The organism is Sphingomonas sp., from assembly GCF_035317925.1.
Lineage (GTDB): Bacteria > Pseudomonadota > Alphaproteobacteria > Sphingomonadales > Sphingomonadaceae > Sphingomonas_I.
Genome location: NZ_DATHFV010000051.1, coordinates 1 through 14,414, shown reverse-complemented (window position 1 = coordinate 14,414; position 14,414 = coordinate 1). Strand labels below are relative to the sequence as shown.

At 66.0% G+C, this 14,414-nt stretch carries 12 protein-coding genes, 1 other RNA gene, 1 pseudogene and 1 riboswitch; of the genes and pseudogenes, 6 read left to right on the top strand and 8 right to left on the bottom strand.

Going from position 1 to position 14,414, the window contains the following annotated elements; translation table 11 throughout:
• The 4 genes and pseudogenes from VK533_RS04105 to VK533_RS04090 all read right to left on the bottom strand — a co-directional run.
• Positions 1-345 (bottom strand): annotated as a pseudogene (locus tag VK533_RS04105) (hypothetical protein); the annotation flags it as partial.
• On the bottom strand, positions 345-1,223 hold the full coding sequence (locus VK533_RS04100) for a TPM domain-containing protein (protein WP_324375275.1): 879 nt from the start codon (positions 1,221-1,223) through the stop codon (positions 345-347). The gene VK533_RS04100 and the pseudogene VK533_RS04105, both read right to left, overlap by 1 nt.
• On the bottom strand, positions 1,220-1,762 hold the full coding sequence (locus tag VK533_RS04095) for a TPM domain-containing protein (protein ID WP_324375273.1): 543 nt from the start codon (positions 1,760-1,762) through the stop codon (positions 1,220-1,222). The genes VK533_RS04100 and VK533_RS04095 overlap by 4 nt, the downstream gene beginning before the upstream one ends.
• 1 nt (position 1,763) lies before the next feature.
• The gene (locus VK533_RS04090; protein WP_324375271.1) at positions 1,764-2,357 is read right to left on the bottom strand and encodes a LemA family protein; all 594 of its coding nucleotides are present in this window, start codon (positions 2,355-2,357) and stop codon (positions 1,764-1,766) included.
• 127 nt (positions 2,358-2,484) lie between these two features.
• Here VK533_RS04090 and mscL point away from each other — a divergent pair, with 127 nt between their 5' ends.
• From mscL to VK533_RS04060, 6 genes are all read left to right on the top strand, one after another.
• Entirely contained in the window at positions 2,485-2,934 is a 450-nt protein-coding gene (gene mscL, locus VK533_RS04085) for a large conductance mechanosensitive channel protein MscL (RefSeq protein WP_324375269.1), read from the top strand.
• Between the two features lie 203 nt (positions 2,935-3,137).
• Positions 3,138-3,478: a transfer-messenger RNA gene (gene ssrA / locus VK533_RS04080) on the top strand.
• 116 nt (positions 3,479-3,594) lie between these two features.
• Positions 3,595-4,392, top strand: a complete 798-nt coding sequence (locus VK533_RS04075) for a hypothetical protein (protein WP_324375268.1) — start codon at positions 3,595-3,597, stop codon at positions 4,390-4,392.
• A 53-nt stretch (positions 4,393-4,445) separates the two neighbouring features.
• Positions 4,446-4,656, top strand: a riboswitch (cobalamin riboswitch).
• 111 nt (positions 4,657-4,767) lie between these two features.
• A complete protein-coding gene (gene metE, locus VK533_RS04070; RefSeq protein ID WP_324375266.1) occupies positions 4,768-7,059 on the top strand; it encodes a 5-methyltetrahydropteroyltriglutamate--homocysteine S-methyltransferase in 2,292 nt (763 codons plus the stop codon).
• Positions 7,056-7,835 (top strand): acyl-CoA thioesterase, encoded by a 780-nt coding sequence (locus VK533_RS04065; protein ID WP_324375264.1) that lies wholly within the window; start codon positions 7,056-7,058, stop codon positions 7,833-7,835. The genes metE and VK533_RS04065 overlap by 4 nt, the downstream gene beginning before the upstream one ends.
• A gap of 42 nt (positions 7,836-7,877) precedes the next feature.
• Positions 7,878-9,644, top strand: a complete 1,767-nt coding sequence (locus tag VK533_RS04060) for a chloride channel protein (protein ID WP_324375262.1) — start codon at positions 7,878-7,880, stop codon at positions 9,642-9,644.
• Positions 9,645-9,860: 216 nt separating this feature from the next.
• Here VK533_RS04060 and pnp read toward each other — a convergent pair whose 3' ends face one another.
• The 4 genes from pnp to VK533_RS04040 form a co-directional block, all read right to left on the bottom strand.
• Complete coding sequence (gene pnp, locus VK533_RS04055; protein WP_324375260.1) at positions 9,861-12,215, bottom strand: polyribonucleotide nucleotidyltransferase; 2,355 nt, start codon at positions 12,213-12,215, stop codon at positions 9,861-9,863.
• Between the two features lie 194 nt (positions 12,216-12,409).
• Positions 12,410-12,679 carry a 30S ribosomal protein S15 gene (gene rpsO / locus VK533_RS04050; protein ID WP_324375258.1) on the bottom strand — a complete coding sequence of 90 codons (270 nt, stop codon included), beginning with the start codon at positions 12,677-12,679 and terminating at the stop codon, positions 12,410-12,412.
• Positions 12,680-12,686: 7 nt separating this feature from the next.
• Positions 12,687-13,652, bottom strand: coding sequence for a tRNA pseudouridine(55) synthase TruB (gene truB / locus VK533_RS04045; protein ID WP_324375256.1), 966 nt, complete (start codon positions 13,650-13,652; stop codon positions 12,687-12,689).
• Between the two features lie 2 nt (positions 13,653-13,654).
• Positions 13,655-14,414, bottom strand: a 760-nt coding sequence (locus VK533_RS04040) for an alpha/beta hydrolase family protein (RefSeq protein WP_324375254.1), incomplete at its 5' end; no start/stop codon positions are given.

The following is a 14,414-nucleotide window of genomic DNA, read 5'->3' as shown; positions in this document are numbered from 1 at the left end:
CTTGGTCGCCGCCGGCGTCAGCGCGAGGCGCAGCGCCTGGATGCCGATCACGTAGCGCGCGATCAGGAAGGCGACGATCGACTTGACCAGCAGCAGGGTCAGCATGAAGCGCTGCGACGGTTCGTCCCACGGCGTGATCAGCGACGCGCCCCACACCAGCAACTTTGGCCAGGCCGCGCTGATCGCGAGCGGCAACAGACCGAACAGCAAGGCCCAGTGCAGCACGACGTCGTTGTAAGTATCGGACGAGGCCGCGACGATCGCGCTGATCTCGCCATCGGTGCCGGCCTCGGCCGCGCGGATCGCCGCGGCGACCTTGGCGCCGTCATCGGGATTGAGATGCATCACCAGCTCCCCGATGCGCCGCCGCCGCCGAAGCTGCCGCCGCCGCCGCCGCTGAAGCCACCGCCCATCCAGCCGCCGCCTCCGCTATCGCTGCCGCCGGAGGAGCCGCCCCCCAGCGACGATCCGCCGCCGCCCCACGGGCCGCCGCCGCGATGATTATTGTCCATCATCTCGCTCGCTGCCCACAGCCAGATCGGCCAGTTGCTGCCGCCGCCACCGCCATAACGGCGCGCGCGGCCCGCGCTCCGGCCGATATGCGAGACGATCACCACGCCGACGATCACGATCCAGATGATTGCGCCGAATGGGATGCCACCGCCGTTATGACGCGCATGGCTCTGGTCATATTGCTTGACCGCTTCGGCCAGCTTCGCCTTGGCCTGATCGTCGGGCAGGCTCAGCTGCTCGGCGATCGCATCGACGCCCGCCTCGATCCCGCCGGGCATGTCGTTGTGCTTGAAGGCGGGGACGATCTGCTGCTGGACGATCACGCTCGCGAAGGCGTCGGTCAGAACCGGTTCCAGCCCGTAACCGACCTCGATCCGGACCTTATGTTCCTTAGGTGCGACGATCAGGATCACACCATTGTCGACCCCCTTGAGGCCGACACCCCAGGCGCGTCCGAGCTGATAGCCATAATCGGCGATGTCGCGATCCTGCAGATCGGGGATCGTCGCGACGACGACCTGGCGCCCGGTCTGCTGTTTCAGCGCGGTGAGCTTGGCCTCGATCGCGGCCTTGCGGTCGGCGGGCAGAATGTTGGCCGCGTCGGTGACAAGGCCGGTGAAAGCGGGAAAATTTGGTACGCTCTGCGCGAAGGCGGGGGTCGCCAGCAACGCCAGCAGCCCCAGGACGACGTGCCAAAAACGACGCATCATGACGCATTTGGCCTTTCGAGCGGCGCAGCAGAACGCAGGCGGCCGATGATGGCGTCGGCCCCTGCCGCAATCCCGCCAGCGAGATCCTGTTGCGCGAAACGGGGCAGGATCAGGGTTCGGATAATCTCGGCGCAACGCGCATCGGTCAGTGTCGCTTCGAGGCCATAACCGACCTCGATCCGGACTTTGTGTTCGACAGGCGCGACCAGCAGCAACACGCCGTCATCATAGTGGCGACGCCCGACGCCCCAGGTCCGCGCGAGTTGGACCGAATATTCCAGGATGGGCGTGCCTTCGAGGCTCGATACCGTCGCGATCGCGAATTGATGCCGCGTCCGCCGCTGCACGTCGGCGAGCTTTCCGTCGAGTTGCCGTTCCATCTTGGCGGGGATGATATCGGCCTGATCCACCACGAAATTGGTGAATTTCGGGAAGGTCTGCGCCTGTGCCGTCGCCGGCAGCAGGATCAGCAGCAAGGCAAGCACAGCCTGCCTCACCACCGTCCAAGGCTGGCGGATGCCCGCCGGCTGCGCGTTCACCTCAGAAGTTCACCGTCGGCGCGGTTTGCGCGTTGGGAGCGGTGGCCTCGAACGTCTGCATCGGCTTGGCGCCGTAGAAGACCTTGGCCCCGATCGAGCTGGGGAAGGTGCGGATCAGCGTGTTATAGCTCTGCACCGACGCATTATAATCGCGCCGTGCGATCGTGATGCGGTTCTCTGTTCCTTCGAGCTGCGACTGCAGCGCGAGGAAATTGGCGTTGGATTTGAGGTCCGGATAATTCTCCTGGACCGACAGGAGGCGTCCGAGCGCCTGCGAAAGCTGGCCCTGCGCCGCGCCATATTGCTGGAGCTTGGCGGGATCCTTGAGATCGGCGGCGCTGACCTGGATCGAGGTCGCCTTGGCGCGCGCATCGGTCACGCCGATCAGCACGGTCGATTCCTGCTTGGCATAACCCTTCACGGTGTTGACCAGATTGGGCACGAGATCGGCACGACGCTGATACTCGTTCTGGACGTCGGCCCAGCGCGCTTTGGCGGTTTCCTCGGCGGTTGGGATCGAATTGAGGCCGCATCCGCCGAGCGCAAGCGCGGCGGCCGGGGCGAGCAGAGCGGGAGCGAGACGCAGGCGGGTCATGGGGGGCACCTTCCTTACAGGTCGTCACGCGGCGTTTTAGTGCAGCAATACACATTGCGCAATCGGGCTTGATTGGGCGTGCGACGAAGTGCCTAAAGGGTGCTGGAGCAATCCAAGGAGGGATCGCATGTTCAAGGAGTTCAGGGCATTCATCGCCCGCGGCAACGTGCTCGATCTGGCGGTGGCGGTGATCATCGGCGCCGCGTTCGGCAAGATCATTACCAGCCTGACCGACGACATCATCATGCCGATCATCGGCAGGGTTTCGGGCGGAATCGATTTCTCGAGCATGTTCGTCCGGCTCGGCCCGATCCCGGCCGACTATAAGGGCTCGCTCACCTCCTATGCCGATCTCAAGAAAGCGGGCGTGTCGATGATCGGCTACGGCCAGTTCGTGACCCAGGTCGTCTATTTCCTGATCGTCGCCTTCATCATCTTCCTGCTCGTGCGCGGCATCACCAAGGCGATGGCCACGTTCGAGAAGGAAGAGGCCGCCGCCGCGGCCGCGATCGCCGAAACGCCCGAAGCGGTGCTGCTCCGCGAGATCCGCGACGAGCTCCGGTCCGGCCGGAAATAATCAGGATGTGCTCGCCGCGATCGTCGCGGCGAGCCGCTCGATGGCGGAAAGTGACAGCCTTCATTGTGACAGAGTCGGGTGGACGGGTACTGGATTGCTCCGCTGCGCTCGCAATGACGGCGACGCGCGCGCGTCCGTCGTTGCGAGCCGGGTAGCGGCGAAGCAATCCAGGTCCACCGCTTCGAAATACCGTTGCGCCCACGGCCCTTTTATCCGGGGCGGCAAAGGCCTATATCGGGGGTGCCGGGTTCGCCCGGCTATGGTGATAAATGGCATAGTGTTTGGCGCAGCGGACCCGGGGGCGGTACCCGGCGGCTCCACCATAACCCGTCCTTCGGGGCGGGCTCTGACGGGGCCGAACTAGGATCGACGTGTGTACAGGTGCTATGTTTTTGCCCGGCGTGATTGAGCCGTAAAACCGATCAAAACCACAAGTGCCAACGATAACGAGGCGCTCGCGATTGCTGCGTAATCAAGGTCTAACGACTTAGATTACAAAGCTTGAACGCGGTTCGGGCCGAACCGGGCAACAGAATCGGATTCCGGCGGTACGGGGAGCACCGAGCAACAGAAGCTCCCCACTTTCCCGCTACGACCATGGCCTGATTGCGCTACCATCGCGCGCCGTGCACAGTCTCCGCTAACGACAAGCGGAGAGATATGATGACCGCCCTGCGCCTGCTTCCGGTGATCCTTTTACTCTCCGCCGCGCCCCTCGCGGCGCAAACGCCGCAGCTCGCGCCCGACTGGGCCTATCCCGACACGCCGACGCACCACCAAGTCGCGCCACCACCCGATTTCCACCGTCAGCCGACGACCGAGATGAAAAGTATCGGCGCGTTCGACGGACAGACCGATGTCGGCAGCGCGGTCGTGCCCGGATCGTCGAGCTACGATCCCGCAACCAGAAGCTACCGGATCACCTCTGCCGGCTACAACGTCTGGTATACCCGCGACGAGTTTCGTTACCTCTGGAAGAAGATGTCGGGTGACGTCAGCCTGGCCGCCGACATCGCCTACCCCGACCCCAATGGCTATGGCGACCGCAAGGCGGTGCTCGTTATCCGCCAGAGCCTCGACGACGACAGCAAGGAGGCCGTCGCCGCGCTGCACGGCGCGGGCATGATCCACATCGCCTGGCGCTCCGATCCCGGCGTCCGTGTCAAGGACATGGAATATCGCATCGGATCGCGCGGCGGCCTGCCCGGCGGCAAGTCGCCCGACAGCCTCGTCCCCGCCATCGCCAAGCGGATCGGCATCGAGAAACATGGCGACGAGTTCCAGCTCTACGTCAGCCTGTTCGGCGAGCCGATGCACGCCTGGGGCGCGCCGATCACGCTTCACCTCGACGGGCCCTTCTATGTCGGCATCGGCTTTTGCGCGCATCTGCCGGACAAGCTCGACACCGCGATCCTCTCCAACGTGGTGGTCGAGAACCGGGCCGGCAAAGTCCGCTAAAAGACGATATAAAGAATTCTTTATATGTGACTTGACGCGGTCACAAAGCGGGCCGATGCTTAACGGGTCGAGGTTCTCCGTGCGCGCAATCGTGCGGAGCTAAGACGGGAAGCCGGTGCGATCCCTGGATCAATTCCGGCGCTGCCCCCGCAACTGTAAGCGGCGAGCGGCGGCCGATACGCGTCACTGGGAGCATGCCCCGGGAAGGCCAGGCCGACGTGACGACCCGCGAGCCAGGAGACCTGCCTCGTCGCGATAACGTCCTCCGGCGGGGATTCCGGTCAGGTCGCTTGCAAGCCCGGCCGGACGTGCGTCCGCCCGCCAGCCTGCCCGCGTCTTGGCCAGACCTCCGCCGATCCTCGGGTGGAGAGAGCTATGACCGTCACCGTCGCCACATTGGGCTTCCCGCGCATCGGCCCGCGCCGCGAATTGAAGTTCGCGCTTGAAAGATATTGGGCGGGCAAATCGTCCGAGGCCGAATTGCAGGAAGCGGCTGCCGCGCTGCGCACCGTCGCCTGGGCGCGACAGAAGGCGCTCGGCGCCGACTGGCTGCCGTCGAACGATTTCTCGCTCTACGATCATGTGCTCGACACGAGCCTGATGCTGGGCGCGGTGCCGGCGCGCTACGGCGTCGGCGACGGCGAGGCGACGCTCGCCACCTACTTCGCGATGGCGCGCGGTACGACCGGCGAGGCGCCAGGCTGCGGCCACGCGCATGGCGGCCAGACCGCGCAGGAAATGACCAAATGGTTCGACACCAATTATCATTACATGGTGCCCGAACTGATCGCGGGTCAGCGGCTGTCGCTCGATGCCTCCAAGGTGGTCGGCGAATATCGCGAGGCCAAGGCGCAGGGTTTTGAAACCCGCCCGGTGCTGCTTGGCCCGGTTACCTGGCTGACGCTCGCCAAGGGCCGCGATGTCGATCCGTTCGACTTCCTCGATCAGGTGCTCGGCCTCTACACGGTCATTCTCGGCCATCTGAAGCATGCCGGCGCCGAATGGGTCCAGATCGACGAACCCTGCCTCGTACTCGACCTGACCGAGCGCCAGCGTGCCGCGCTCACGCGCGCTTATGCCCGGCTCGCGCGGACCGGCCCCAAGATCATGCTCGCCACCTATTTCGGCGCGCTCGACGACAATCTGAACCTGGCGCTTTCGCTGCCGGTCAATGGCCTCCATGTCGACCTCGTACGCGCGCCCGAACAGCTCGATCCACTGCTCGCCAAGGCGCCCAAGGACTTGCTGCTGTCGCTGGGCGTAATCGATGGCCGCAATATCTGGCGCGCCGATCTGGAGAAATTGCTCGATCGCCTCGCGCCGGTCGCGGCGGACCGCGACCTGATCCTCGCGCCGTCCTGCTCGCTGCTGCACACGCCGGTCGATCTCGCGCTCGAGAGCAAGCTCGATCCGGAGATCGCGCAATGGCTCGCCTTCGCGGTCCAGAAGGTCGACGAACTGGCGACGCTCAAGCGCGCGCTCAACGAGGGCCGCGCCGCCGTCGCCGACGCGCTCGCCGCGTCCGCCAAGGCCGCCGCCGCGCGCCGCGTCTCGCCGCGTATCCACGACCCCAAGGTCGCCCAGCGCATCGCCACGGTCACGCCCGCGATGCGCGAGCGCAACCGGGCCTATGCCGCGCGGCGCAAGGCGCAGGAAAAGGTGCTGGGCCTGCCCGATTTCCCGACCACCACGATCGGCTCCTTCCCCCAGACCGCCGAGGTCCGCCACGCGCGGGCCGAGCATGGTCGCGGCCATCTCGACGATGCGGGCTACGATCAATTCCTGCGCGAGGAGACCGAGCGCGCGATCCGCTGGCAGGAGGAGATCGGGCTCGACATGCTCGTCCACGGCGAGTTCGAGCGCAACGACATGGTCCAATATTTCGGCGAGCAGCTCGCCGGATTCGCCTTCACCGTCAACGGCTGGGTCCAGTCCTACGGATCGCGCTACGTGCGCCCGCCGATCCTCTATGGCGACGTGTCGCGGCCCAGGCCGATGACGGTCGAATGGTGGCGTTACGCGCAGGGCCTGACCGACAAACCGGTCAAGGGCATGCTCACCGGCCCGGTCACGATCCTCAACTGGTCGTTCGTGCGCGACGACCAGCCGCGCGCGGCGAGCTGCCGCCAGATCGCGCTCGCGATCCGCGACGAGGTCAACGATCTCGAAGCCGCCGGCGCCAAGGCGATCCAGATCGACGAAGCGGCCTTGCGCGAAGGCCTGCCGCTCCGCCGCCGCGACTGGCAGACCTATCTGGACTGGGCGGTCGATTGCTTCCGGCTGACTGCTTCCGGGGTCGGCGACGCGACCCAGATCCACACGCATATGTGCTATTCGGAGTTCAACGATATCCTGCCCTCGATCGGCGCAATGGATGCCGACGTGCTGTCGATCGAGACCGCGCGATCGCAGATGGAGCTGCTCGCGGGCTTCGCCGATTACCGTTACCCCAACGCGATCGGGCCGGGCGTGTACGACATCCACGCGCCGCGTGTGCCGACCACCAATGAGATGGTCGATCTGATGCGGCTCGCAGCCCAGCATCTGCCGCCGCGCCAATTGTGGGTGAACCCCGATTGCGGGCTCAAGACGCGGAAGTGGGATGAGGTGCGCCCGGCCTTGGTGGCGATGGTCGAGGCCGCGCAGCGGCTGCGCGAACCGGCATGACCGACCCGGTCAACAACGGGGTCGTCCGGCTGATCGACATGATCTTCCCGGGCGACACCAACCATCACGGCACCCTGTTCGGCGGGGTCGCGCTCGCGCACATGGACAAGGTCGCGTTCCTCGCCGCCTCGCGCCACGGCCGCGCGCCGTTCGTCACCGCCGCCTCCGAACGGATCGACTTCGCCGCGCCCGCGCTGCGCGGCGAACTGGTCGAGGCGGCGGGCCGGGTCGTGCGCGTCGGCACGAGCGCACTCGACGTCGAGGTCGAGCTCACCGCCGAGGCTTTGCTCTCGGGCGAACGGCGGCTGTGCACGCGCGGGCGCTTCACTTTGGTCGCCACCAAGGGGCCGGATACGCGCCTGCCACTGCCGCCACTCGCCCCTGAGCCTGTGGAGCAGGAAAGCGGGCCGCTGTTGATGGCCGACATGGTCTTCCCACCGCAGACCAACCATTATGGCACGCTCTTCGGCGGCGACGCGCTGCGTATGCTCGGCAAGGCCGCCTTCATTGCCGCGACCCGCCATGCGCGCGCGGTGATGGTGATGGCGGCATCCGACCGGATCGATTTCCAGTCGCCGGTGCGCGAGGGGGAGATGGTCGAGCTTGCCGCCGAGATCGCGATGACCGGCCGCAGTTCGGTCCGGGTCCGCGTTGCGCTCTGGGCAGAGGATCTGCTGACCGGCGACCGACGCCGCGCCGCCTCGGCCGAATTCGTGATGGTCGCGGTCGGCCCCGATGGACGGTCGCAACCGATCGGGCAGCCACCGAACAGATAAGGGTTGCATAAGTGCGCCACCAATGGCTCCAGCATCGGCGCCATGCAGGTGTCCGCCCATGTCCAGCGTTATGGCCGCAAGGGCTTCGCCTGGGGCCGGTGGCTGCGTCAGCGCGTGCGCAGCAGCGAGTTCTTCTTCATCCTGCTCGCGATCGTGGTCGGTATGGGCGCGGGGCTGCTCACCATTCTGCAGGGCATTGTCGCCTGGCTGTTGCAGCACATGCTGTTCGGCCTGACCGACGATACGCGGCTGAGCGGTGCGCCGCCGCTGACATGGTTCCAGCTTGCGATCCTGCCGTTAGGCGGGCTGATCCTCGCCTTCTTCACCTGGGGCGTGCAGGCGCGCAAACGCACTTTGGTCGACGCGGTCGAGGCCAATGCGCTCCATGGCGGGCGCATGTCGGTTTGGGACAGTCTGGTCGTCGCCGGGCAGACGATCCTGTCGAACGGCTTCGGCGCCTCGGTCGGGCTGGAAGCCGCTTATGCGCAGATGGGCGGCGTGGTCGCGTCGCGCGCCGGACGCTGGCTGGAGATGCGGCGCGGCGACATGCGGACTTTGGTCGGTGCGGGCGCGGGTGCCGCCATCGCCGCTGCGTTCGGATCGCCGCTCGCGGGCGCCTTCTACGCCTTCGAGGTCGTGATCGGCGCTTATACGCCCGCCGCGATCGCACCGGTCGCCGCCGCGAGCCTAGCGGGCGCGCAAGTCGCGCAGCGATTGGGCGGCGTGCCCTATGTGGTGACGGTCAATCCCGGCCCGGCGATCCATACCGCGGGTTACCTGATCTATGCCGGGCTCGGCCTCGCCTGCGCCTTGATCGGCATCCTGATCATGCAAGGCGTGGCGGTGGTCGAGGAACGCTCGCGCGCGTGGCTGCCGCACTGGTCGCGGCCGGCGATCGGCGGGCTGCTGCTGGTGCCGATCGCCTTCCTGTCACCGCAGGTATTGTCGGCGGGACATAGCGCGCTCCATATCGACATCATCGCGACCGTCCCGATCGCCTTCCTCGCGCTGATCCTGGCGGCGAAATGCCTCGCGTCGATCGTCTCGCTGGGCTTCGGTTTTCGTGGCGGCCTGTTCTTCGCCTCACTCTTTCTCGGCACGCTCGCGGGGCATCTCTATGCGGCGGCGGCCGAGTGGATGGTCGGCCATCCCGTGCTCGATTCCGGCAATGCGGCGATGGTCGGCATGGCCGCGCTCGCCACCGCCGTGGTCGGCGCGCCGATCACGATGGCGATGCTGGTGCTGGGCGCGACCGGGAATTTCAGCCTGACCGGCGCGGTGCTTGCCGCCAGCCTCGTTTCCTCGACGATCGTGCGTGAGACGTTCGGTTACAGCTTCTCGACCTGGCGGCTGCATCTGCGCGGCCAGACGATCAAGAGCGCGCGCGACGTCGGCTGGGTGCGCACGCTCACCGCCGGGCGGATGATGCGTGGCGAGGTCAAGAAGGTCGAGCAGGGCGTGGCAGCCTCCGAATTCCGCCGCCGCTTTCCGCTCGGCTCGTCGAGCCGGGTCGCGGTGGTCGACGGCGAGGATCGCTATATCGGCATCGTCACCCCCGCCGCCGTGTTCGACGAGGGCGTCGCGCCGGATACGCCGGTCGAAACGCTGGCACGCGTGCGCGAATATTGGCTCGCCCCGCAAATGCATATCGGCGAGGTGATGACGCGCTTCGATCAGGCGGAGAGCGACGAACTCGTCATCCTCGACCCCGACCGCCGCATCCTGGGAATCCTCACCGAAAGCTTCGTCCGCCGCCGTTATGCCGACGAACTGGAGAAAGCGCAGCGGGATTTGTTCGGGGAAAGGTGAGCCGCTCAGCGAGCGGCGGGCAATTATATAGTCAGGGGATAACCAATGAGCGCCCTTCACGTCGTGATCTATCTCGTCATTCTTGCGATCTTCGCACTGCCCATCGTCGGAATCGTGCTTGCGATCAGATGGGCCGTGCGACGGCGCAGAAAGGGCTGATCAACAAAAAGGGCGCCCCTTGCGGGACGCCCTTTCCGTTTCAGTCTGACCTGAAGATCAGTCGTCGTCGCGCTTCAGGAACGCAGGCGCGAATTCCGGCGCGGGGCCGTCATCATTGCCTTCCGCACGCGCGGGACGCGGGGCGCGATCACCGCCATCACGGCGCGGACCACGGTCACCGCCGTCGCGACGGGGACCACGATCGCCACCATCACGACGCGGGCCGCGATCGCCACGGCCTTCGCCGTCACGGCGCGGACCACGATCGCTGCGCTCCGGACGATCGCCGGCTTCGCGCGGCGGACGGGTGTCCTCCAGCTCGGCGCCGGTTTCCTGATCGACGACGCGCATCGACAGGCGAACCTTGCCGCGCGGATCGATCTCGAGAACCTTGACCTTCACGTCCTGGCCTTCGGTCAGGACGTCGGAGACCTTGGCCACCCGCTCGTTCTTGATCTCGGAGATGTGAACCAGGCCGTCCTTGCCGCCCATGAAGTTCACGAACGCGCCGAAATCGACCATGTTCACGACCTTGCCGGAGTAGACCTTGCCCACTTCGGCTTCCTGCGTGATGCCTTCGATCCACTTGCGCGCGGCCTCGATCTGCGCCGGATCCGACGACGAGATCTTGACGGTGCCGTCATCCTCGATGTCGACCTTGGCGCCGGTCGTGGCGACGATCTCGCGGATCACCTTGCCGCCGGTGCCGATCACTTCGCGGATCTTGTCCTTGGGCACCTGCATCGTTTCGATGCGCGGTGCGTGTGCGGACAATTCGGTGCGGGTGTGATCGAGCGCCTTGGCCATCTCGCCGAGAATGTGGGCACGGCCCTCATTCGCCTGGGCGAGCGCGACGCGCATGATCTCTTCGGTGATGCCGGCGATCTTGATGTCCATCTGCAGGCTGGTGATGCCCGCCGAGGTGCCCGCGACCTTGAAGTCCATGTCGCCGAGATGATCCTCGTCGCCGAGGATGTCGCTGATCACCGCGAAATCCTTGCCTTCGAGAATCAGGCCCATCGCGATGCCCGACACCGGACGCTTGAGCGGAACGCCCGCGTCCATCATGGCCAGCGAACCGCCGCAGACCGTCGCCATCGACGAGGAGCCGTTGCTCTCGGTGATGTCGGACAATACGCGGATCGTGTAGGGGAACTCCTCGATCGACGGCAGCACGGGGTGCAGCGCACGCCATGCCAGCTTGCCGTGGCCGACTTCGCGGCGGCCCGGCGCGCCGAAGCGGCCGACCTCGCCCACCGAATAAGGCGGGAAGTTGTAGTGGAGCAGGAAGCGCTCGTACGACAGGCCGGTCAGCCCATCGATCATCTGCTCGCTCTCCTTGGTGCCCAGGGTGGTGGTGCAGATCGCCTGCGTCTCGCCACGCGTGAACAGAGCCGAGCCGTGCGTGCGCGGCAGGAAGTGGACCATCGCCTCGATCGGACGGACGGTCCTGGTGTCGCGACCATCGATGCGCTTGCCTTCCTTGAGGATGGCGGTGCGGACGATTTCGGCTTCCAGCTTCTTGACGAGCTTGCCGGCGGCCATCTGGTCCTGCGGGGCGGCGTCGGCGAATGCCGCCTTCGCCTTGGCGCGGACTTCGTTGAGCAGGCCCGAACGCTTGGACTTGTCGGTCACCTTGTAGGCGGCGGCGATGTCCTTGCCGACCAGATCCTTGAGCTTCTTCTTGGCGGCCGTCAGGTCAGCCTGCGGTGCCATTTCCCAAGGATCCTTGGCGGCCTTCTCGGCGAGGTCGATGATCGCCTTGGCGACCTTCTTCGACGCGGTGTGCGCGAACACGACCGCACCGAGCATGACCTCTTCCGAAAGCTCCTTGGCTTCGGATTCGACCATCATCACGGCGTTGCCGGTGGCGGCGACAACGAGATCCAGATCGCCGGCCTTGATCTGCTCAAGCGTCGGGTTGAGGATATATTCGCCGTCGATGTAACCGACGCGGGCGGCGCCGATCGGGCCCATGAAGGGCACGCCCGAGATGGTGAGCGCGGCCGACGCGGCGACCAGCGCCAGGATGTCGGGCTCGTTCTCGCCGTCATAGCTCAGCACCTGGGCGATGACGTTGATCTCGTTGTAGAAGCCTTCCGGGAAGAGCGGACGGATCGGACGATCGATGAGACGGCTGGTGAGCGTCTCCTTCTCGGTCGCGCCGCGCTCGCGCTTGAAGAAGCCGCCGGGGATGCGTCCCGCGGCCGAATACTTCTCCTGGTAATGGACGGTAAGCGGGAAGAAATCCTGCCCTTCCTTGACCGAGCGGGCGGCGGTGACCGCGCACAACACGACCGTTTCGCCGAGCGTCGCGATCACCGCGCCGTCGGCCTGACGGGCAACGCGGCCCGTTTCGAGAGTCAGCGTCTTGCCGCCCCACTCGATTTCCGTTTTCTTGATATCGAACATTTCATTTCCTTCACTCCCCGAGCCAGATGCGCGGGGGGCCTGTGTTGCGGGCTAGCCGGCCCGCGGCGGTGTGGGACCGTCTTGGTCCCTGGACGTCGGCCGAATTGCCGATTGGTCCCGTCTAGGTCATCGCGGCGTCGCCGGGATGACGGGGTGATGGGAATGCGAAAAGGGCGCCCGAAGGCGCCCTCTTGTTACTTGCGGAGGCCGAGCTTCGCGATCAACGCGGTGTAGCGGGCGGCGTCCTCTTTCTTGAGATAGTCGAGCAGGCTGCGGCGGTTGTTCACCATCATCAGCAGACCGCGGCGCGAGTGATTGTCCTTCGCGTGGGTCTTGAAATGCTCGGTCAGGTTGGCGATGCGCTCGGTCAGGATCGCGACCTGGACTTCGGGAGAACCGCTGTCGCCTTCGCTGCGGGCATTGTCCTTGATGACTTCGGCTTTGCGCTCGGCAGTGATCGTCATTGTCTTTTCACTCCGACATCAGATTGAAACCGCGCACCACCGATATTTCGGTTCCGACTTCGACCAATGCGACGGGGATATCCCCAAGCATTGCGAGGTTGAGACCGGGTGGTGCTGCGTGTCCCGGCAGACGGCGACCCTGACGGAGCGCTTGAGCCTGTTCGGGGGAGACGGCGAGAACCGGGATGTCGTCCAGTCCGGCCGTCAGCGGCAGGAGCAGCTCCTGCAGCCGCGCGTCCTTAGCGGCTTGGTCCAATATGTCCAGCGATATCGCCGATTCAAGGGCGAACGGCCCGGCTTTGGTGCGGCGGAGCATGGTGACATGCCCGACCGTGCCGAGCGCGTGGGCGATATCACGCGCGAGGCTGCGGATATAGGTGCCCTTGGAGACGCGGGCGGAGAGCGTGATTTCCTCCAACCCGTCATGCCGGACTTGCTCCGGCATCCACCCAACCGCTTGCTCTGGCGTTTGGGGCCCGGTGGACCCCCGAACAAGTCCGGGGTGACGGATCGAGAGTTCGTGGATCGTCACATCTCTACTCGCCAGCTCGACGTCTTCCCCCGCTCGGGCAAGGTCATACGCCCGCTTGCCATCTACCTTCAGCGCGGAGAAAGCCGGCGGTATCTGGCTGATCGGCCCGGTGAAGCGCGGCAGCACCGCCTCCACCTGCATCAAGGTCGGCCGCACGTAGCTTTCCGCTACGACCTTACCTTCGGCGTCGAGCGTATCGGTCTGGGTGCCGAAGCTGATCGTGAAGTCATAGGCCTTGTCGGCGTCGAGCATTCGCCCGCTAAGCTTCGTCGCTTCGCCGAGTGCGATCGGCAGCACGCCGCTGGCGAGCGGATCGAGCGTGCCGCCATGCCCGACCTTGGCCTTGCCGTAGCCGCCGATGCGCAGCGCGCGCTTGACCGCCGAGACCGCCTGGGTCGAGCCCAGCCCGATCGGCTTGTCGAGGATCAGCCAGCCATGCACGTCTAACGCTGGAACCGCGCGAGCCAGCCGACGACCGCGTCGGCGAGCGCGATGCGATGGTCCGAAAAGACATGGTCGGTCGGCATCACGATCAACGTCACGTCCTTGTCGCCCGCTGCCTCGATCGCGGCAGCCGCCTTGCGTGCGGTCGATCCCAGCGCGCGTTCGGCGCCGATCACCAGCACGGGGCGGGGCGCGATCCCCGGCACGGTCCTGATCAGATCGATCGTTGGCGACGCGGCTTCCTGCTCCGCCAGCAAAGCGGCTTCGCTGGTACCGCCAAGCGGCGGCATGTCGCCGTCGAGATCGCGCTTGATATAGGCGGCCCGCGCGGCAGGATCGGCCGCATTGGCGCGACCCAGCCCGGCTATGTCCCACGCATCGATCAGGAACGCACCGATCACATGGCGATCGTCGGCGGCGACGCGCGCGGTCATCATCCCCCCCATCGAGTGGCCGCCGACGACGATCCGGCTGGGGTCGATACGATATTTGGCGACCGCTTCCGGCGATTCGAGGAAATCCACCGCCGCCTTCGCGTCCTCGGCGCAATGCGCGAAGGAGAAGGCGCCGGGGCTGCCCCAGGTGCCGCGATAATGGAGCGTCAGCACGTTCCAGCCTGCGCGCCGTATCGCCTGGGCGAGATCGAGATTCTGCTCGTTGCCGGGAAAGCCGTGCATCAGCAGCAGGGTCGGATGCGGCCCCGCGCCGGAGGCGAGATAGAAGAGCGCGTTGATCGCGACGCCGTGGGTCGGCAGCGTG

Excerpts from the sequence above, each read along its gene's own strand:
- mscL (WP_324375269.1), top strand. The coding sequence starts at position 2,485 with ATGTTCAAGGAGTTCAGGGCATTCATCGCCCGCGGCAACGTGCTCGAT.
- VK533_RS04090 (WP_324375271.1), bottom strand. The coding sequence starts at position 2,357 with ATGACCCGCCTGCGTCTCGCTCCCGCTCTGCTCGCCCCGGCCGCCGCG.
- VK533_RS04100 (WP_324375275.1), bottom strand. The coding sequence starts at position 1,223 with ATGATGCGTCGTTTTTGGCACGTCGTCCTGGGGCTGCTGGCGTTGCTG.
- VK533_RS04060 (WP_324375262.1), top strand. The coding sequence starts at position 7,878 with ATGCAGGTGTCCGCCCATGTCCAGCGTTATGGCCGCAAGGGCTTCGCC.
- rpsO (WP_324375258.1), bottom strand. The coding sequence starts at position 12,679 with ATGACGATCACTGCCGAGCGCAAAGCCGAAGTCATCAAGGACAATGCC.
- metE (WP_324375266.1), top strand. The coding sequence starts at position 4,768 with ATGACCGTCACCGTCGCCACATTGGGCTTCCCGCGCATCGGCCCGCGC.
- VK533_RS04075 (WP_324375268.1), top strand. The coding sequence starts at position 3,595 with ATGATGACCGCCCTGCGCCTGCTTCCGGTGATCCTTTTACTCTCCGCC.
- VK533_RS04065 (WP_324375264.1), top strand. The coding sequence starts at position 7,056 with ATGACCGACCCGGTCAACAACGGGGTCGTCCGGCTGATCGACATGATC.
- pnp (WP_324375260.1), bottom strand. The coding sequence starts at position 12,215 with ATGTTCGATATCAAGAAAACGGAAATCGAGTGGGGCGGCAAGACGCTG.